Origin of the sequence: Pseudomonas sp. BT-42-2, assembly GCF_025847435.2 — a bacterium.
GTDB classification, from domain to species: Bacteria; Pseudomonadota; Gammaproteobacteria; order Pseudomonadales; family Pseudomonadaceae; genus Aquipseudomonas; species Aquipseudomonas urmiensis.
On the sequence record NZ_JAOYTM010000012.1, the window covers coordinates 186,864 to 204,072 of the forward strand.

Here is a 17,209-nt window from a genome sequence, read left to right on the forward strand (position 1 = left end):
GCAGCCCCAAGTCTTCAGCCCTGCTTCACCATCAATGCCACCCCCGGAAAATACTGGCCCAGTTCGTTATGCAACTTGCGATACGCATACGGGAAATACCAAGCCACCATACACGCCGTGTGCTTTTGCAGATCATCCACCAGATCTTGCAGCTCCTCGGGGCTGGCATGCTGTCCCGCCTTCCACGGGCTGATGAACAACGCGCCGGCCTTGAGCTGACTGGGGTAGGCAATAGGCTTGGCCAGCGCCGTCGCCTCCTGCAGCGCCGCGTTCAAATCCAGCCGGGCAATCCGCGGCCAGCGCTGGCTGGCACGCAAATGAATCGACTCCTCAGCGTTGCTGATGGACAGATCGCAGCGCCCCTCACGCTCACCCTCATCACGCTGCTTCTTGCTCTGGTACTGCTCCAGCGCCACCAGTTCAGCCTGCCAGGCCGCCGCAGCCAGCATGCCGACGTTGGCCGCCGCGCCATGCCAGTAAGGCGCCTCATTGTCGCCCTGGACCTGATTGAAGCGGTCGATGCAATCGACCCAGCGCTCCAGTGCCGGGCGCAGGAACTCCAGGCGCGGGTTGTTGATGATCAGACCTTGCATGCTGCGCTCTCCTTATCGTTATTGGTCGCGTTCAGCTGAAAGTGATGGCTATGTGATATCACTGCTGACAGTCTGGCACAAGCTGCCGGATCGGCCATTGATCCAGGCCAAATCGGCCTTGTTTCATTGACGCTCCCGGTGCAACCCTCTAACCTTCGCGGCGTGTTTCAGGTGCCCTGCAGGCTGCGGTCTGGCGGGGTGAAACTGGGAAGCCGGTGGTATTCCGGCGCTGCCCCCGCAACGGTAGGTGAGTCAAGGTCGCGCATGGCCACTGGGTTGAATGACCCGGGAAGGCGCGCGGCGCAGAAGCCCGCGCTTCGCTCACGAGCCCGGAGACCGGCCTGTTACTGCCAATGGCATCACGGAGGGTGATGCGCGGTTGCCTGTGGCGTGGGTCACGGCGCCTGCGCGTTCTCCGTTTGCCTGCCTATCGATCTGTCGCCGCGCCCTTGCGTGCGTCGCCAGCCTGCGGAGAACCCTGATGAGCGAAACCCCCGAACGTGACGAACGCCACCTGGCGCGCATGCAGCGCAAAAAGGCGATCATCGACGAGCGTATCGCCAATTCCCCCAACGAATGCGGCCTGCTGCTGGTGCTGACCGGCAATGGCAAGGGCAAGAGCAGCTCGGCCTTTGGCATGTTGGCCCGGGCCTTGGGCCATGGCATGCAATGCGGCGTGGTGCAGTTCATCAAAGGCCGCAACAGCACCGGCGAGGAGCTGTTCTTCCGCCGCTTCCCCGAGCACGTGCGCTACCACGTGATGGGTGAGGGCTTTACCTGGGAAACCCAGGACCGCCAGCGCGATATCGCCGCCGCCGAAGCCGCCTGGGCGGTCTCGCGCCAATTGCTGCAAGACCCATCGATTCAATTCGTCGTGCTCGACGAGCTGAACATCGCCCTCAAGCACGGCTACCTCGACCTCGATCAGGTACTGACCGACATCCAGGCCCGTCCGCCCATGCAGCACGTCATCGTCACCGGGCGTGCAGCCAAACCGGAGATGATCGAGCTGGCTGACACCGTCACTGAGATGGGCATGCTCAAGCACGCCTTCCAGGCTGGCATCCGGGCGCAGAAGGGCGTGGAACTATGAGCCAAACCCGGCATTGTCCGGCGGTGCTGATCGCGGCACCGGCTTCCGGCCAGGGCAAGACCACGGTCACCGCTGCCCTGGCACGCCTGCACCGTAACCTTGGGCGTAAGGTCCGGGTGTTCAAGTGCGGGCCTGATTTTCTCGACCCGATGATTCTCGAGCGCGCCAGTGGTGCCCCGGTGTACCAGCTGGACCTGTGGATGATCGGCGCCGAGGAAAGTCGCCGCCTGCTCTGGGAGGCAGCGCTTGATGCCGACCTGATCCTGATCGAAGGCGTCATGGGGCTGTTCGACGGCACCCCATCGAGCGCTGATCTGGCGCGCCATTTCGGTGTGCCGGTGCTGGCCGTGATCGACGGCACGGCCATGGCCCAGACCTTTGGTGCGCTGGCGCTGGGGCTGGCGCGTTACCAGGCGGATTTGCCGTTTGCCGGGGTGCTGGCCAACCGAGTCGGCAGCCTGCGGCATGCCCAGTTGCTCGAAGGTAGCCTTACTGAAGGCCTGCGCTGGTATGGCGGGCTGTCTCGTGAACGCGGCATCGAGCTGCCCAGCCGCCACTTGGGGCTGGTGCAAGCGAGCGAATTGAACGATCTGGACCTGCGCCTGGACGCCGCCGCCCAAGCACTGGGCTCGAGCTGCGATGCAGCGCTACCGCCGCCGGTAGCGTTCGACGCCCCTCAACGCGCCGCAGCAGTGCCTTCGCTGGCCGGCCTGCGCATTGGCGTGGCCCAGGATGAGGCGTTCGCCTTCACCTATGGCGCCAACCTCGACCTGTTGCGCGAGATGGGTGCCCAGCTCGAATTGTTCTCGCCACTGCACGACCGCCAGTTGCCAGCGGTAGACAGCCTGTACCTGCCAGGTGGTTATCCTGAGCTGCACCATCAGGCCCTGGCCGCCAATGCGCCGATGCTGGAAGCGATCCGCGCCCACCATGCCCAGGGCAAACCGCTGCTGGCCGAATGTGGCGGCATGTTGTACTTGCTCGATGTACTGACCGATGTCGCTGGCGAGCGTGCGCCACTGCTTGGCCTGCTGCCCGGCGAAGCGGTGATGCAAAAGCGCCTCGCCGCCCTGGCCTTGCAGGCGGTCGAGCTGCCGGAAGGCACCTTGCGCGGGCATACCTATCACCACTCGCTGACCACCACCTCGCTCGAACCCATCGCCCGTGGCTTGAGTCCCAACGGCGGGCGTGGCAACGAGGCGGTCTATCGCCTGGGGCGCCTGACGGCGTCGTATGTGCACTTCTACTTCCCCTCCAACCCTGACGCGGCGGCGGCGCTGCTGCGACCATGAGCGAGCACGCCTTCAGCGCGGCCGAGCGCGCCGCAGTCTACCGAGCCATTGGGGAGCGTCGCGACATGCGCCACTTTGCCGGTGGAGAGATCGCCCCGGCGCTGCTCACACGCCTGCTCAACGCCGCTCACCAGGCGCCAAGCGTCGGCTTGATGCAGCCTTGGCGCTTCATTCGCATCAGCCAACGTGAACTACGCGGGCGCATCCAGGCCCTGGTCGAACAGGAACGGGCGCGCACCGCCGAGGCGCTCGGCGAGCGCTCCGATGAGTTCATGAAGCTCAAGGTCGAGGGCATCAACGACTGCGCCGAAGTGTTGGTCGCGGCGTTGATGGACAACCGCGAGCCGCACATTTTCGGCCGCCGCACCTTGCCTGAAATGGACCTTGCCTCACTTGCCTGCGCCATCCAGAACCTGTGGCTGGCGGCGCGTGCCGAAGGCCTGGGAATGGGTTGGGTGTCGCTGTTCGACCCGCAGGCACTGGGCGAACTGCTGGGCATGCCAGCCGGTGCCAAGCCAGTGGCGGTGCTGTGTCTGGGCCCGGTACAGGCGTTCTACCCAGCGCCGATGCTGGTCATGGAAAACTGGGCCGAGCAACGCCCGTTAAGCGACATGCTCTATGACAACCAATGGGGAGTGCGCCGATGAGCGTGGCTTTGCTGACCGTGGCCGGGGTGGCCGTGGACGCTTTGCTGGGTGAACCGCAGCGCCGCCATCCGTTGGTGGCCTTCGGCAATTTCGCCTCGCGCCTGGAGCAGCGGCTCAATGCCGGCGGCAGGGGCTGGCGCAGTCATGGCGTTAGTGCCTGGTTCCTGGCGGTGGTGCCGCTGACCCTGCTGGCGCTGATCCTCTCTTGGTTGCCCTACCTCGGCTGGCTGGTCGAGGTGCTGGCGCTGTACTGCGCGCTCGGCCTGCGCAGTTTGGGCGAGCACGTGCTGCCAGTAGCCGAGGCCTTGCGCCGTGGCGATCTGGATGAGGCCAGAAAGCGCGTGGGTTATCTGGTCAGCCGCGAGACCCGTGAGCTCGACGAGCCCGCTGTCGCGCGCGCAGCCACCGAGTCGGTGCTGGAGAATGGCAGCGATGCGGTGTTTGCCGCGTTGTTCTGGTTCATCGTTGCCGGCGCACCCGGTGTGGTGCTTTATCGCCTGAGCAATACCCTCGATGCCATGTGGGGTTATCGCAATGAGCGCTTCGAGCGCTTCGGCTGGGCCGCAGCGAAAATCGATGATGTGCTCAACTATATTCCCGCACGGCTGGTGGCCCTGACCTACGCACTGTTGGGCAAGACCCGCCTGGCGCTCAGCTGCTGGCGTCAGCAGGGGCCGCTGTGGGACAGCCCTAACGCCGGGCCGGTGATGGCCGCCGGCGCTGGTGCGTTGGGGGTCGAGTTGGGTGGCCCTGCGGTGTACCACGGCGAACTGCACGAGCGTCCGCGCCTGGGCCAAGGCCCGATGGCCGATGCCGATGCCATCGAGCGTGGCTGGGGCCTGGTGCAGCGCGGCGTCTGGCTGTGGCTGCTGGTGATCTGTCTGGGAGGCTACCTCAATGCTTGAACACGGAGGCCGCTTGCAGCGGGCCGTGCGTCACTACGGGATTGCCCGCGAGCAGTGGCTCGATCTGTCCAGCGGCATTGCCCCCTGGTCCTACCCGATCCCGCCCATTCCCATTGAGGCCTGGGCGCGCTTGCCTGAGACCGAAGATGGCCTGGAACAGGCGGCGCGCCGTTACTACGGGACCGAGCACCTGTTGGCGGTGGCTGGCTCGCAGGCGGCGATTCAGGCGCTGCCACACTTGCGTGCGGCAGGTCGGGTCGGGGTGCTGGGGCCTTGTTATGCCGAGCACCCGTACGCTTGGCAACGTGCTGGCCACCAACTGGTGGAGCTTGACGATGAGCAGGTCGAACAGGCGCTCGACCGCCTGCAGGTGCTGCTGCTGGTCAACCCGAACAACCCCACTGGACGCACTGTACCGCGCGAGCGCCTGCTCGACTGGCATGCCCGCTTGGCCCGCCGTGGCGGCTGGCTGGTGGTCGATGAAGCGTTCATGGACAACACCCCAGAGCACAGCGTGGTCGACTGCGCCGAGCGTGCAGGGTTGATCGTGCTGCGTTCGTTCGGCAAGTTTTTCGGTTTGGCCGGGGTGCGCCTGGGCTTCGTCATGGCTGAGCCGAGCTTGTTGCTGCGCCTGGCCGAGCTGCTTGGGCCGTGGACCGTTGCCGGTCCGACCCGAGTGCTGGGCCAAGCGTGCCTGGCCGATGAGCAGGCTCATGTCGCGCAGATCGTCAGTTGTCGCCAGGCCAGCCAACGCCTGGCAAGCCTGTTGAATGATGCAGGCCTGACGCCAAGTGGCGGTTGTGACCTGTTCCAGTACATCCGTGGCGAGCAGGCCGCGCGCCTGCATGACTTTCTCGCCCAGCGCGGCATCCTCGTGCGCTTGTTCGAGCACCCTGCGGCGGTGCGCCTCGGCCTGCCTGCCAGCGCGGCGGACGAACAGCGCCTGCGCTTGGCGCTCGATGATTACCAGAAGGAATCGGCATGACCACCCTCATGGTGCAAGGCACCACTTCCGATGCCGGCAAGAGCACGCTGGTCACCGCCTTGTGCCGCTGGCTGTTGCGCCAGGGCATTGCCGTGGTGCCGTTCAAGCCGCAAAACATGGCCCTTAACAGTGCGGTCACCGCCGACGGCGGCGAGATTGGCCGCGCCCAGGCGGTGCAAGCGCAGGCCTGTCGGCTGGCGCCACACACCGACATGAACCCGGTGCTGCTCAAGCCCAATAGCGATACCGGCGCCCAGGTGATCATCCACGGGCGGGCGGTCACCAGCATGAACGCCGTTGCCTACCACGACTACAAAGCCATCGCCATGCAGGCCGTGCTGGCCTCGCACCAGCGGCTGGCGGCGGCGTACCCGGTGGTGATGGTCGAAGGTGCCGGCTCGCCTGCCGAGATCAACCTGCGCGCTGGCGATATCGCCAACATGGGTTTTGCCGAGGCGGTCGACTGCCCTGTGATCCTGGTGGCCGACATCAATCGCGGCGGGGTGTTCGCCCACCTGGTCGGCACCTTGGAGCTGCTCTCGGCCAGCGAGCAGGCGCGGGTCAAAGGCTTTGTGATCAATCGTTTTCGCGGTGACATCGCCCTGTTGCAGCCGGGCCTGGACTGGCTCGAACAGCGCACCGGCAAACCGGTGCTGGGCGTGCTGCCGTATGTCACCGACCTGCACCTGGAAGCCGAGGACGCCATCGACGTGCGTCAGCCGAGCAAGGCCGAGCAGGTACTCAAGGTGATCGTGCCGGTGCTGCCGCGGATCAGCAACCACACTGACTTCGACCCGCTGCGCCTGCATCCCCAGGTCGATTTGCAGTTCATCGGGCCCGGCCAACCTATCCCGCCCGCCGACCTGATCATCCTGCCGGGCTCCAAGAGCGTGCGCGCCGACCTGGCGCAGTTGCGCGAGCGTGGCTGGGACAGCGCCATCGCGCGCCATCTGCGCTACGGCGGCAAGCTGATCGGCATCTGCGGCGGCTTACAGATGCTCGGTGGCGAAGTGCGAGATCCGCTTGGCCTGGAAGGCCCACCGGGTACCAGTGTCGGCCTGGGCCTGCTCGACTACGTCACCGAGCTTGAGGCCGAGAAACAGCTGCGCAACGTCGCTGGCACCTTGCAGTTGGAGCAGTCGGCGGTTGCCGGCTATGAGATCCACGCGGGGGTGACCCGAGGCCCGGCCCTGGAGCAGCCTGCCGTGCACCTGGCCGATGGCCGCTGCGACGGCGCGATCAGCGCCGATGGGCAGGTCCTCGCCACTTATTTGCACGGCCTGTTCGAAGGTAGCCAGTCGTGCGCCGCGCTGTTGCGCTGGGCCGGCCTGCAAGCGGTGCAAAGCATCGACTACGAGGCCCTGCGCGAACGCGATATCGAGCGCCTGGCCGACCTGATCGAGCAACACCTGGACACCGCGCACCTGCGCCAATTGTGTGGAGTCGCCTGAGATGCGCAACCTGATCCTTGGCGGTGCCCGTTCCGGCAAGAGTCGCCTGGCCGAACAACTGGCCCAGGACTCGGGCCTGGCGGTGACCTACATCGCCACCAGCGAGCCGCTCGATGGCGAGATGAATGCGCGGGTGCAGCTGCATCGCCAGCGCCGCCCCGATCACTGGGCGCTGATCGAACAGCCGCTGCAGCTGGCCGCGGTACTGCGCGCCGAGGCGGTGCCAGGACGCTGCCTGCTGGTGGACTGCTTGACCCTGTGGCTGACCAATCTGTTGATGCTCGACGACGACCAGCGCCTGGCGCAAGAGCGCGACGCGCTGCTCGACTGCCTGCAAAGCCTGCCGGGCACGATCATTCTGGTCAGCAATGAAACCGGCCTGGGCGTGGTGCCCATGGGCGAACTGACCCGCCGTTATGTCGATCTGGCCGGCTGGCTGCACCAGGCCGTAGCCGAGCGCTGCGAGCGCGTGGTGCTTACCGTCGCCGGCCTTCCTCTGATGCTCAAAGGACCTGCTCTATGACCCAATCGTGGTGGCGTGATGCCTGCCAAACTGTCGATAACGCCGCCATGGACCAGGCCCGCGCCCGTCAGCAGCAACTGACCAAACCCACCGGCTCGCTCGGTCAGCTAGAGGCCTTGGCCGTGACCCTGGCTGGCCTGCAAGGGCGTGAGCGGCCGAGCCTGGAGCACGTTGCGATCAGCATTTTCGCGGGCGACCATGGCGTGGTCGAGGAGGGCATTTCGGCCTATCCGCAGGCGGTGACCGGGCAGATGCTGCGCAACTTCGTTTCTGGCGGCGCGGCGATCAGCGTACTGGCGCGCCAGCTCGAAGCGAGCCTGGAAGTGGTCGACCTCGGTACCATCGATCCCACCTTGCAGCTAGCGGGCGTACGCCATCTGCGTCTGGGCGCCGGTACGGCCAATTTTGCCCAGCGTCCGGCGATGACTGACGAGCAACTGCGGGCGGCGTTGCAGGCCGGTCGTGAAACGGCATTACGCGCTGCCGAGCAGGGCGCCCAGCTGTTCATCGGCGGTGAGATGGGCATCGGCAATACCACTGCGGCCGCAGCCGTGGCGAGCACCTTGCTCGGTTGCCCGGCACGTGAACTGAGCGGTCCAGGCACGGGTTTGGACACAGCAGGGGTGCGGCACAAGGCTGAGGTCATCGAGCGTGCCTTGCTCCTGCACGGGCTGCGTGCCGATGACCCATTGCAGGCGCTGGCGTGCGTCGGCGGCTTCGAGATCGCCGCACTGACTGGCGCCTACCTGGCCTGTGCCCAGCAGGGTGTGGCGGTGCTGGTCGATGGCTTTATCTGCAGCGTCGCTGCGTTGGTCGCGGTGCGCCTGAATCCGCACTGCCGTGCCTGGCTGCTGTTCGCCCACCAGGGCGCAGAGCCTGGACATCAGACGCTGCTCGCGGCCCTTGAGGCCGAGCCGCTGCTGGCCCTCGGCCTGCGCCTGGGCGAGGGCAGCGGCGCCGCGTTGGCGGTGCCATTGATGCGCTTGGCCTGTGCCCTGCACGGGCAGATGGCGACCTTTGCCGAAGCTGCGGTGGCGGACCGCCCGGCATGATCATCGACCTGCTGCGCCATGGTGAAACCGAGCTGGGTGGCGGCCTGCGCGGCAGCCTTGACGACGCCCTGACCGAACGGGGTTGGGCGCAGATGCGTGCGGCGGTCGAACAGGCCGGGCCGTGGCACACGCTGGTGACTTCGCCGTTGCAACGCTGCGCGCACTTTGCTGACGAACTCGGCGCCCGCCTGGCGTTGCCGGTGCAGCTGGAAGCGGGCATCCGCGAGCTGCACTTCGGTGACTGGGAAGGGCGCAGTGCTGCGCAGATCATGGAGGATCAAGCCGATGCGCTTGGGCTGTTCTGGGCCGATCCCTATGCCTTCACCCCACCGGGCGGCGAGCCGGTCGAGGCCTTCGCTGAACGGGTGCTGACGGCCATCGAGCGTCTACACCGCGAGCATGCTGGCAAACAGCTGCTACTGGTGACCCATGGCGGGGTGATGCGCCTGCTGCTGGCCCGTGCGCGGGGGCTGCCCCGTGAGCAATTGCTGCAGGTCGAAGTCGGCCATGGCGCGCTGGTGCGTCTGCAACTGGAAGAAAACGGACAACTGCGGGAGCTGCCCTGAGATGCTGCCACTGTGGATCGCCTTGCAGTTTCTCAGCAGCCTGCCGGTCACCCTGCCGGGGATGCCTGAACCGCGTGAGACTGGCCGCTCACTGTTGTTCTATCCGCTGGTAGGCCTGCTGTTCGGCCTGTTGTTGTGGGCGGCCAGCCATTTGCTGCACGGCACTCCAGCACCGTTGCATGCCGCCTTGCTGCTGACCCTGTGGGTGCTGCTCAGTGGCGCCTTGCACCTGGATGGACTGGCCGACAGCGCTGACGCCTGGCTGGGCGGCTTTGGCGATCGTGAGCGCACCTTGCTGATCATGAAAGATCCGCGCAGCGGGCCGATCGCCGTGGTCACCCTGGTGTTGGTGCTGCTGCTCAAGTTCTGCGCGCTGTGGGTATTGGTCGAGCGCGGCGTCGGCGCCTGGCTGGTGCTGGCGCCCGTGGTTGGGCGGGCGGCGTTGCTGGGGTTGTTTCTCTGCACGCCCTACGTACGTCCCGGTGGACTTGGGCAAGCGCTCGCTGAGCATCTGCCTAAGCGCACGGCGCGCTGGGTGCTGCTGGCAAGTGCACTGGCCTGTGTGGCGTTGGGCGGCTGGGCGGCGCTGTGGCTGGTGCTGCTGGCGGGCGTGGTGTTTGCCTGGTTGCGTCAGCTCATGTGTCGAAGGCTGGGCGGCACCACAGGGGATACCGCCGGGGCGATGCTTGAGTTGTTGGAATTGGCAGTGGTGTTGGGGCTGGCGTTGCTGCCTCTTACGTGATTGCTGCATGGCTGTAGCTCGGTGCAATACGTGGGAGCGGGCTTGCCCCGCGATTGAGCCTTGGCGGTCAGTCGCAATCTCCAGCAATCCTTGAGGCAATGCTCCCCTGGCAGAGCAGGCGTACCCTTGAGCGCTTCTCAAGCCTGCCAAGGAGGCGCCGAGCATGCGCCATTGGATACTCACCAGCCTGTTCCTGCTCGCCATCCAATCAGCCCATGGCGCCGATCTGATCGAGTTCTGGAATACCCCCCGCCACGGCGGCAACAGCTTCAACCGGCTGCCACCGAACCAAGCCTACTTCCAAGCCCTGCAAGGCTATGGCGCCACTTGGGTGCGGCTGTCCTACGACAAATGGCAACCTGAGCAACGCGACTTCCTGCTGGGCAATGCCGATGCCTATCGGGGGCTCGCCACAGCCGACCTGGCCCAGCTCAGGCAGGTCCTCGACCATGCCCATGCCGCAGGCCTGAAAGTGGTGATCGCACCGCTTTCGCTGCCGGGGATGCGCTGGTCGCAGAACAATCACGACCAATTCGATGATCGCCTCTGGCAAGACAAACATTACTGGGCGCAAGCCACCGCCTTCTGGCGTGACCTTGCCCAGGCGCTGAAGGATTACCCGGCAGTCGCCGCCTACAACCTGATCAACGAGCCCGCGCCGGAGAAACTCGGCGGTGTGGCCGAACACGCAGACCCACAGCGGATGCAGCAGTGGTACGCCGCCCAGCAGGGCGGCCCCCGCGATTTGCCGGGCTTGTACCAGCAGTTGCTGGCGGCGATCCGTGAGGTCGACCCTGACACGCCGATCATGCTCGACGCCGGCTGGTACGCGGCAGCGGATGCGTTCGCCTACTGGCCAGCAGCGCTGAGCGATGAGCGGGTGCTGTATAGCGTGCACATGTACGAACCCTACGCGGCTACCAGTGCGCCAAACATGACCCGCAAAAAGCCCTTTGCCTATCCCGGGCCGGTGCCTTTTGCCGGGCGTACCGAGCAATGGAATGCCCAGCGGGTAGCGCAGTATCTGCAAGCGCCGCTTGAGTGGTTCGACCGAGTGAAACTGCCCCATTCACGGCTGGTGGTCGGAGAGTTCGGCTGCATGCGACGTCTGCCCGGTTGCCAGCAGTACCTTGAAGATGTGCTGACGGTGTTGGACAAAAACGCCCTGCATTGGGCTTTCTACAGTTTTCGTGAGGACAGCTGGGATGGCATGGACTACGAATTGGGCACTGCCAAGGTACCGTGGCGCTACTGGCAGGCGATCGAGCAGGGCGCCGAGGATCCGCTCAAGCGTGCGGCCACGGCGGCATTCGAGCCCGTCCGCAAGCGCTTGCAGCAATGATCCGCGTTTGAAACGTCTTGCAACATCAGTGATGCGGGTATATACACGTATCCATGCTGACCAGTGAATGCATCTGTACCCACCTGCGTCGAGCCGCTCGCGGGGTGAGCCGACATTACGACGAGGCCCTTGCCGGCTTCGGCATCAATGTCGCCCAGTTTTCCCTGTTGCGCCATCTACAGCGGCTCGATCAACCGAGTATCACCAGCCTGGCTGAAGCCATGGGCCTGGATCGCAGTACCCTGGGGCGCAATCTCAAGGTGCTCGAGGCCGAAGGCCTGGTGGCCCTTACTGAGGGGGCAGACCAGCGTAATCGAGTGGTGCTGCTGACCGAGGCTGGCAAAGCACGCTTGCAGGATGCCGGTCCGGCCTGGGAGCGCGCTCAGCTGACGTTGGTCGAGCAATTGGGCGAGGGGCAGCGCGATGAACTGGTGCGCTTGCTGGAGCGTTTGGCTTGACCGCGTACGATGATAAGCGGGTATATACCCGCATTAACCTTGCGATGTGCTGGAGACAACAACAATGACTTCCGTTTGGCGAACCAGTGGATGGGTACTACTGGGGGCGGCGCTGATTTTGGCGTTGTCTCTGGGGGTGCGACATGGCTTCGGGCTGTTTCTGGCGCCGATGAGCGCCGATTTCGGCTGGGGGCGCGAGGTGTTTGCCTTCGCCATTGCCTTGCAGAACCTGATCTGGGGTCTGGCCCAACCGTTCGCCGGCGCGCTGGCTGACCGTTTCGGCGCAGCCAAGGTGGTGGTCATCGGTGGGATTCTCTACACCGCAGGGTTGATCACCATGGGCATGGCCGACTCGGCCTGGTCGCTGTCGCTGAGCGCCGGCTTGCTGATCGGTATTGGCCTGTCCGGAACATCCTTCTCGGTCATCCTCGGGGTGGTTGGGCGCGCCGTGCCAGCAGAAAAACGCAGCATGGCCATGGGCATCGCCAGTGCGGCAGGCTCGTTTGGCCAATTCGCCATGTTGCCGGGCACGCTCGGCCTGATCCAGTGGCTGGGCTGGTCGGCGGCCTTGCTCGTACTGGGCCTGCTGGTGGCGTTGATCGTGCCGTTCGTGGGCCTGCTCAAGGATCGTCCGCTGCCCAGTCATGGCGCTGAGCAGACGCTGGGCCAGGCACTGCGCGAAGCGTGTTCGCATTCGGGCTTCTGGCTCTTGGCACTGGGGTTCTTCGTCTGTGGCTTCCAGGTGGTGTTCATTGGCGTGCACCTGCCGGCCTACCTGGTCGACCAGCACCTGCCGGCGACCATCGGCACCACCGTACTGGCGCTGGTCGGGCTATTCAATATCGTGGGTACCTACACCGCCGGTTGGCTCGGCGGACGCATGTCCAAGCCGCGCTTGCTGACGGCGCTGTACCTGCTGCGGGCGGTGGTGATCGTGTTGTTCCTGTGGGCGCCGGTGACCCAGTTCAGTGCCTACCTGTTCGGCATTGCGATGGGCCTGCTGTGGCTGTCTACAGTGCCGCTGACCAATGGCACGGTGGCCACCTTGTTTGGCGTGCGTAACCTGTCGATGCTCGGCGGCATCGTCTTCTTGTTCCATCAGCTAGGCGCCTTCCTCGGCGGTTGGCTGGGTGGGGTGGTCTACGACCGCACGGGCAGCTATGACCTGGTCTGGCAGATCTCCATCCTGCTCAGTCTGCTGGCTGCCGCGCTCAACTGGCCGGTGCGTGAGCGTCCGGTCGCCCGTCTGCAGGCGCAAGCGGCATGAACCGCTACCTGGGCGCTAGCCTGCTGGCAGCCGCAGCAATCGTGCTGCTGGCGTTGGCCTGGTGGGGCTGGCACCGGGGAGGCTTGGCGTTGATGCAACTGGGCATGAGCCTTTGTTAGGCGCTACCCTGCAAGTTCAAGGACTGTCTTGCAGGGGAACTACCATGATGCATGCACGCTGGCTGGCGATACCTTTCCTGGCCCTGGCGACACTGGCCTCAAGCTGGGCCGCAGACTGCCCGGCCGTGTTGAAGGGCAGCCTGCCGGAGCTTAGCGGCAAACAGCAGATCGACTTGTGCGAGCGCTTTGCCGGCAAGCCGCTGGTGGTGGTCAATACTGCCAGCTACTGCGGTTTCGCCCCGCAGTTCGAGGGGCTTGAGGCGCTGTACAAGGAGTACCAGGGGCAAGGTCTGCAGATGCTTGGCGTACCTTCCAATGACTTCAAGCAGGAAGACCCCGACAGCGAGAAAACCGCCAAGGTCTGCTATGCCAATTATGGTGTGACCTTCGCCATGAGCAAGGCGCAGCACGTGCGTGGCGATGATGCGGTGCCGTTGTTCAGCGAGCTGGCCAGGCAGAGCAGTGCGCCCAAGTGGAATTTCTATAAGTACGTGGTGGATCGTCGCGGCAAGGTGATCGCCAACTTCTCCAGCCTGACCAAGCCTGACGATCCTGAGTTCAAGGCGGCGATCGAAAAAGCCATTGCTTCTCAGCCCTGAGGCTTAGTGGGGGTGCACGGTCAGGGCCACCAGGCGCACGACCACGGGGCGCACCATCAACACGCAGACAAAGGCCACCGGCATTGCCAGCTGGTAGGCCTTGAGCACGTTGGCCAGATAGTCGGGGGTAACCCCGGCATTGGCTGCAGTGATCACAAAGCACATCAGCAAGGCCATGATGGCCGACATATACAACGCGAACACATAAGGCGTGGCACCTGGGCGCAAGCGCCGCCGGCTACGGGTGGGAGACAGTTCGCTCATCGATGACCTCCAGCAGTGGGTGGAGGCGCAGGTTAACAAGCGGGCAAGGCGGGCTGTAGACCGTCGCGGCTGAGTTCTTTATAAAGAGATTCTTACGAATCATCAGGGCTCGCCATGGATCTGCTCAACACCATTCGCAGTTTCATCAAGGTGGTCGAGGCGGGCAGTATCGCCGGTGGCGCGCGTCTGCTGGGGATCAGTCCCGCGGCTGTCAGTCAGAACCTGGCCCGGCTTGAGGCGCACTTGCAGGTGCGGCTCGTGTCTCGCACTACCCGCAGCATGACCCTGACCCCGGCGGGCAGCCTGTATTACCAGCGGGTCAGGCAAATCGAGCATGACCTCGCCATGGCCGAGCAAGCGGTGAGCACGCCTGACAGCGAACCGCAGGGGCGCCTGTGCATTGCATCGACCTCGGCATTCGGCCGGCATGTGCTGGCGCCGTTTATCCCTGCCTTCAGTGCACGCTACCCGCAGCTTTCGATAGAGTTGATTACGACTGATCGCAAGGTCAACCATGCGCGCGAGGAGGTCGATGTCAGCGTGCGAATTACCCCGCAGCTCGAAGACCACCTGATCGCTCGGCATATCGCACGCATTCCCTTCATCTGCTGCGCATCGCCGGGCTATCTGGCGAGCGCTGGCCTGCCGCCTACGCCGCAGTCGCTGCGTGACCATCGTTGCCTGGTGTTCCGCTATCCGGTGGATGGGCGTTTCTTGCGCTGGGGCTTTGTGGGGGACGGCGTGCGTTTCGAGGCCCAGTTCGGTCAGGTGCTGATCAGCGACGATATCGATGCCCTGACCCAGATGGCGCTCAACGATGGCGGGATTGCCCGGTTGGCCGAGTTCATCGTCCGGCCGTATCTCGACGCTGGGGCGTTGGTGCCTTTGTTCGAGTGCTCCGAGGCTGGTCTGGTTTATGCGCAGACCGAGCCGATGGATGTTTTCCTGTGCGTGGCTGACCGCTTTGCCATGACAGCCAAGGTGCGGGTATTCATGGATTATCTACAAGAGTGCCTGGGGCAGCGGTGGGGCGTGCAAGCGGATTCATCTGTTTGGTAGTGGCTGGTGGGCCGGAAAGTGCTTACGCAAAACTCAAAAAAAACCGCCACGAGGGCGGTTTTTTCATGCAGCCTGGCTTTCTCAAGAGCGGCTCAAAAGCAGCTCAGAAGCGGTAGGTCAGCGAAGCACCTACCCCGTGAGCGCTGTTCTCGTACTTGGCTTGGTACGAGCCTTTCAGCGCGCCTACAGTTGGTGAGTCCGGCTGATTGTTGACTTTGGTGTCTTCTTCCCACAGGTAGGAATAGGCCACGTCGATGGTCATGTCTTCGGTCGGGCTCCAGCCTGCGCCAACACTGAAGATCTTGCGATCGCCAGTCGGAATGCGTGGCGAGCGGTCATGGTTGTTGGTCGGCGATTGATCGACCGAGAAGCCGGTACGCAGCGTCCACTCCTTGTTGACCTTGTAGGACACGCCAATAGCGTGAGCCCAGGTGTCATGCCAGTTCTGCTCTTCGCTGATGGTGCCGAAGGCGCCGCCAATCGGGTTTGCAGCCAGCGCAGCAGGCAGGTCGTTGTTGACGGTGATGGCCTCCAGACGGCTCCAGCGAGTCCAGGTGCTACCTGCGTAGAGGGTCCACTGATCGTCAAGTTCGTGAGTGATGGAGAAGTCCACCGACTCAGGCGTCTTGATCTTCAGGGTGGCGTCGAACTTGTCGTCGATATTGATGCCCAGGGGCGGTACGGAATAACCGACCTTGGTCTTGCCTTCCAGTTTGTAGTCGACCATCGAGTGGTAAGTCAGGCCCAACCGGGTACGGTCAGTTGCTTGCACCAAAAGGCCGATGTTGTAGCCAACTGCGGTGTCGTCGCCCTTGATCTTGACTTCACCATCCCCACCGCCTGGAACCAGGTTGTGCAGGTTGGAACCCAGCTCACCCTTGATCCGGTTGAAGGTAGGGCCAAAACCGATCGATACCTTGTCGTTGAAGGCATAGCTGACGGTCGGCTGAAAGGTGATGACTTCTACGTGGCTTTTCTTGCCCCAGTAACGTGCGGCGTCGTCTCCACCGTAGTCGGTAACCAGACCGAACGGCACGTACACGCCAAAACCTACGCTCCAGTGATCATCGATTGGCTTGACGTAGTAACCCATCGGTACGCCAACCACAGGGACCATGTCACCGTCAGTTTCCCCCCCATAGTTGCTGCCTGGGCCCGAGATGTCGGATTTTGCGATAACGGCGGCGCCACCCACGGTGATCTGTTCACGCTTGAGGCGCGACATGCCAGCAGGGTTGCCAAACACGGTGCTGGCATCTTCGGCAGAAGAAGAACGACCCGCGAAACCTGTCCCCATGCCGCTGATGCTTTGCTCGTTAAGGGCAAAGCCGCTGGCCAGCAATTGGCTGGAAGCGAGAGCAACGGCGACGCCGAGGGAGGTTTTGAGCATTACTTTTTTCATTATTGTGAAACTCCTTGGGATCTCCGGGGCGAAAAGCTACCAACAAATCACGCGCCGCGCCATAGCCTCAAACGCAGGAGATAGAGCGGTTTTGTAGGACAATCCGACCAAAATTCCCGTTTTTTCCGGTTTTTTGTAGGATGACGCTTAGGAGGCTTCCGACAGGATTGGTTCAATGCAGGTGTGCCAAGCGTGAGTGAAGTCACGCAGGCGTCCCTGGGGTTGGAAGATTTGCCGCCAGATTCGGGCAAGCCCAAGCAGATCATCGGGCGCGGGGAGGGCGGTGGATTGCTGTTCGATGAGCATCCAGGCGATGGCGGTGGAGTAGCGCAGGTTGACTGTCAGCTCCAGGTGCGGCCCGCCCAGGAAGGCGTGCTGGCTGGCAAGGCCGCGGACCAGGCTGGCCAGGTCCGGATCGCGGGCGAGGTAGTCGTCCCACAGGGCCTGGTGACGTGTCTCACCGATTCGGTAAAGACCGTGTCCGCGTCGGTCGTGCAAGGCTGAACCGAGTGCCGATTGGCTGGCGGCGACACCGAGTAGCAAAGCCTCGGCGCTGGCGCAATGACGGTTCAGGTAGACCAGGGTTGGTCGGATCACATACTGACACAATTCATTCGCAGCGATACCCATGATGCCCTCGTTCTATAAAGGGCCGACGGGCGCTGGAGCTTGGCAGCTGGTGAAGGATCAGGCCCGCCGGAAGCGGCTTACACCACTCGAGTTGAAGTGTAGTGTGATAATCACGGCGTAAAGGCCTGTTTTTAAATCGATTGCTGCCTGAGGTCGTTCGCCATATGCCATACAGCAATTAGGCCAAGAACCAACAGGCAGCAGGGAAATGCGCCGATTC

General features: G+C 63.9%; 20 protein-coding genes and 1 riboswitch. Of the genes, 16 read left to right on the forward strand and 4 right to left on the reverse strand.

All coding sequences use genetic code 11. The annotated features are described in order from the left end of the window. Window positions 1-14 precede the first annotated feature (14 nt). Entirely contained in the window at window positions 15-593 is a 579-nt protein-coding gene (locus tag OIU19_RS15540; RefSeq protein ID WP_264235746.1) for a hypothetical protein, read from the reverse strand. Between the two features lie 152 nt (window positions 594-745). Then, window positions 746-953: riboswitch (cobalamin riboswitch) on the forward strand. Window positions 954-1,074: 121 nt separating this feature from the next. On the opposite strand from OIU19_RS15540, the gene cobO reads away from it, so the two are divergent. The 15 genes from cobO to OIU19_RS15615 all read left to right on the forward strand — a co-directional run bounded on the left by cobO (window position 1,075) and on the right by OIU19_RS15615 (window position 13,634). Continuing rightward, entirely contained in the window at window positions 1,075-1,686 is a 612-nt protein-coding gene (cobO, locus tag OIU19_RS15545; RefSeq protein WP_264235747.1) for a cob(I)yrinic acid a,c-diamide adenosyltransferase, read from the forward strand. Beyond that, window positions 1,683-2,978, forward strand: a complete 1,296-nt coding sequence (locus tag OIU19_RS15550) for a cobyrinate a,c-diamide synthase (RefSeq protein ID WP_264235748.1) — start codon at window positions 1,683-1,685, stop codon at window positions 2,976-2,978. The genes cobO and OIU19_RS15550 overlap by 4 nt, the downstream gene beginning before the upstream one ends. Further along, window positions 2,975-3,625 carry a 5,6-dimethylbenzimidazole synthase gene (gene bluB / locus OIU19_RS15555; RefSeq protein ID WP_264235749.1) on the forward strand — a complete coding sequence of 217 codons (651 nt, stop codon included), beginning with the start codon at window positions 2,975-2,977 and terminating at the stop codon, window positions 3,623-3,625. Before OIU19_RS15550 ends, bluB begins: the two co-directional genes overlap by 4 nt. Continuing rightward, window positions 3,622-4,530, forward strand: a complete 909-nt coding sequence (gene cbiB, locus OIU19_RS15560) for an adenosylcobinamide-phosphate synthase CbiB (protein ID WP_264235751.1) — start codon at window positions 3,622-3,624, stop codon at window positions 4,528-4,530. The genes bluB and cbiB overlap by 4 nt, the downstream gene beginning before the upstream one ends. Next, the gene (gene cobD, locus OIU19_RS15565) at window positions 4,523-5,515 is read left to right on the forward strand and encodes a threonine-phosphate decarboxylase CobD (RefSeq protein WP_264235752.1); all 993 of its coding nucleotides are present in this window, start codon (window positions 4,523-4,525) and stop codon (window positions 5,513-5,515) included. The genes cbiB and cobD overlap by 8 nt, the downstream gene beginning before the upstream one ends. Then, window positions 5,512-6,966: a cobyric acid synthase gene (locus tag OIU19_RS15570; RefSeq protein ID WP_264235753.1), complete on the forward strand. Its 1,455-nt coding sequence runs from the start codon at window positions 5,512-5,514 to the stop codon at window positions 6,964-6,966. Before cobD ends, OIU19_RS15570 begins: the two co-directional genes overlap by 4 nt. 1 nt (window position 6,967) lies before the next feature. After that, the gene (gene cobU, locus OIU19_RS15575; RefSeq protein ID WP_264235754.1) at window positions 6,968-7,489 is read left to right on the forward strand and encodes a bifunctional adenosylcobinamide kinase/adenosylcobinamide-phosphate guanylyltransferase; all 522 of its coding nucleotides are present in this window, start codon (window positions 6,968-6,970) and stop codon (window positions 7,487-7,489) included. Beyond that, on the forward strand, window positions 7,486-8,541 hold the full coding sequence (gene cobT, locus OIU19_RS15580) for a nicotinate-nucleotide--dimethylbenzimidazole phosphoribosyltransferase (protein WP_264235755.1): 1,056 nt from the start codon (window positions 7,486-7,488) through the stop codon (window positions 8,539-8,541). Before cobU ends, cobT begins: the two co-directional genes overlap by 4 nt. After that, window positions 8,538-9,107 (forward strand): alpha-ribazole phosphatase family protein, encoded by a 570-nt coding sequence (gene cobC / locus OIU19_RS15585; RefSeq protein WP_264235756.1) that lies wholly within the window; start codon window positions 8,538-8,540, stop codon window positions 9,105-9,107. The genes cobT and cobC overlap by 4 nt, the downstream gene beginning before the upstream one ends. A gap of 1 nt (window position 9,108) precedes the next feature. Then, the gene (locus tag OIU19_RS15590) at window positions 9,109-9,849 is read left to right on the forward strand and encodes an adenosylcobinamide-GDP ribazoletransferase (protein WP_264235757.1); all 741 of its coding nucleotides are present in this window, start codon (window positions 9,109-9,111) and stop codon (window positions 9,847-9,849) included. A gap of 163 nt (window positions 9,850-10,012) precedes the next feature. Continuing rightward, window positions 10,013-11,191: a glycoside hydrolase family 5 protein gene (locus tag OIU19_RS15595; RefSeq protein WP_372353321.1), complete on the forward strand. Its 1,179-nt coding sequence runs from the start codon at window positions 10,013-10,015 to the stop codon at window positions 11,189-11,191. A 53-nt stretch (window positions 11,192-11,244) separates the two neighbouring features. Beyond that, complete coding sequence (locus OIU19_RS15600) at window positions 11,245-11,649, forward strand: MarR family winged helix-turn-helix transcriptional regulator (protein WP_264235758.1); 405 nt, start codon at window positions 11,245-11,247, stop codon at window positions 11,647-11,649. A 64-nt stretch (window positions 11,650-11,713) separates the two neighbouring features. Continuing rightward, window positions 11,714-12,916, forward strand: coding sequence for an MFS transporter (locus OIU19_RS15605; RefSeq protein WP_264235759.1), 1,203 nt, complete (start codon window positions 11,714-11,716; stop codon window positions 12,914-12,916). Then, complete coding sequence (locus tag OIU19_RS15610) at window positions 12,913-13,035, forward strand: hypothetical protein (RefSeq protein WP_264082859.1); 123 nt, start codon at window positions 12,913-12,915, stop codon at window positions 13,033-13,035. Before OIU19_RS15605 ends, OIU19_RS15610 begins: the two co-directional genes overlap by 4 nt. Before the next feature lie 47 nt (window positions 13,036-13,082). Continuing rightward, window positions 13,083-13,634, forward strand: coding sequence for a glutathione peroxidase (locus tag OIU19_RS15615; protein WP_264235830.1), 552 nt, complete (start codon window positions 13,083-13,085; stop codon window positions 13,632-13,634). A 3-nt stretch (window positions 13,635-13,637) separates the two neighbouring features. On the opposite strand, the gene OIU19_RS15620 is transcribed toward OIU19_RS15615, so the two are convergent. Then, a complete protein-coding gene (locus tag OIU19_RS15620) occupies window positions 13,638-13,898 on the reverse strand; it encodes a DUF2798 domain-containing protein (RefSeq protein WP_264235761.1) in 261 nt (86 codons plus the stop codon). Window positions 13,899-14,012: 114 nt separating this feature from the next. Between OIU19_RS15620 and OIU19_RS15625 the strand changes: the two genes are divergently transcribed. Next, entirely contained in the window at window positions 14,013-14,957 is a 945-nt protein-coding gene (locus OIU19_RS15625) for a LysR family transcriptional regulator (RefSeq protein WP_264235762.1), read from the forward strand. A gap of 103 nt (window positions 14,958-15,060) precedes the next feature. On the opposite strand, the gene OIU19_RS15630 is transcribed toward OIU19_RS15625, so the two are convergent. Beyond that, window positions 15,061-16,359: an OmpP1/FadL family transporter gene (locus tag OIU19_RS15630; protein WP_264235764.1), complete on the reverse strand. Its 1,299-nt coding sequence runs from the start codon at window positions 16,357-16,359 to the stop codon at window positions 15,061-15,063. Window positions 16,360-16,506: 147 nt separating this feature from the next. Next, entirely contained in the window at window positions 16,507-16,989 is a 483-nt protein-coding gene (locus tag OIU19_RS15635; RefSeq protein ID WP_186554677.1) for a hypothetical protein, read from the reverse strand. Window positions 16,990-17,209 lie beyond the last annotated feature (220 nt).

Bases quoted from the DNA above. Each gene is read 5' to 3' on its own strand.
- OIU19_RS15540 (WP_264235746.1), bottom strand. From the start codon at position 593: ATGCAAGGTCTGATCATCAACAACCCGCGCCTGGAGTTCCTGCGCCCG.
- cobO (WP_264235747.1), top strand. From the start codon at position 1,075: ATGAGCGAAACCCCCGAACGTGACGAACGCCACCTGGCGCGCATGCAG.
- OIU19_RS15550 (WP_264235748.1), top strand. From the start codon at position 1,683: ATGAGCCAAACCCGGCATTGTCCGGCGGTGCTGATCGCGGCACCGGCT.
- bluB (WP_264235749.1), top strand. From the start codon at position 2,975: ATGAGCGAGCACGCCTTCAGCGCGGCCGAGCGCGCCGCAGTCTACCGA.
- cbiB (WP_264235751.1), top strand. From the start codon at position 3,622: ATGAGCGTGGCTTTGCTGACCGTGGCCGGGGTGGCCGTGGACGCTTTG.
- cobD (WP_264235752.1), top strand. From the start codon at position 4,523: ATGCTTGAACACGGAGGCCGCTTGCAGCGGGCCGTGCGTCACTACGGG.
- OIU19_RS15570 (WP_264235753.1), top strand. From the start codon at position 5,512: ATGACCACCCTCATGGTGCAAGGCACCACTTCCGATGCCGGCAAGAGC.
- cobU (WP_264235754.1), top strand. From the start codon at position 6,968: ATGCGCAACCTGATCCTTGGCGGTGCCCGTTCCGGCAAGAGTCGCCTG.
- cobT (WP_264235755.1), top strand. From the start codon at position 7,486: ATGACCCAATCGTGGTGGCGTGATGCCTGCCAAACTGTCGATAACGCC.
- cobC (WP_264235756.1), top strand. From the start codon at position 8,538: ATGATCATCGACCTGCTGCGCCATGGTGAAACCGAGCTGGGTGGCGGC.
- OIU19_RS15590 (WP_264235757.1), top strand. From the start codon at position 9,109: ATGCTGCCACTGTGGATCGCCTTGCAGTTTCTCAGCAGCCTGCCGGTC.
- OIU19_RS15595 (WP_372353321.1), top strand. From the start codon at position 10,013: ATGCGCCATTGGATACTCACCAGCCTGTTCCTGCTCGCCATCCAATCA.
- OIU19_RS15600 (WP_264235758.1), top strand. From the start codon at position 11,245: ATGCTGACCAGTGAATGCATCTGTACCCACCTGCGTCGAGCCGCTCGC.
- OIU19_RS15605 (WP_264235759.1), top strand. From the start codon at position 11,714: ATGACTTCCGTTTGGCGAACCAGTGGATGGGTACTACTGGGGGCGGCG.
- OIU19_RS15610 (WP_264082859.1), top strand. From the start codon at position 12,913: ATGAACCGCTACCTGGGCGCTAGCCTGCTGGCAGCCGCAGCAATCGTG.
- OIU19_RS15615 (WP_264235830.1), top strand. From the start codon at position 13,083: ATGCATGCACGCTGGCTGGCGATACCTTTCCTGGCCCTGGCGACACTG.
- OIU19_RS15620 (WP_264235761.1), bottom strand. From the start codon at position 13,898: ATGAGCGAACTGTCTCCCACCCGTAGCCGGCGGCGCTTGCGCCCAGGT.
- OIU19_RS15625 (WP_264235762.1), top strand. From the start codon at position 14,013: ATGGATCTGCTCAACACCATTCGCAGTTTCATCAAGGTGGTCGAGGCG.
- OIU19_RS15630 (WP_264235764.1), bottom strand. From the start codon at position 16,359: ATGAAAAAAGTAATGCTCAAAACCTCCCTCGGCGTCGCCGTTGCTCTC.
- OIU19_RS15635 (WP_186554677.1), bottom strand. From the start codon at position 16,989: ATGGGTATCGCTGCGAATGAATTGTGTCAGTATGTGATCCGACCAACC.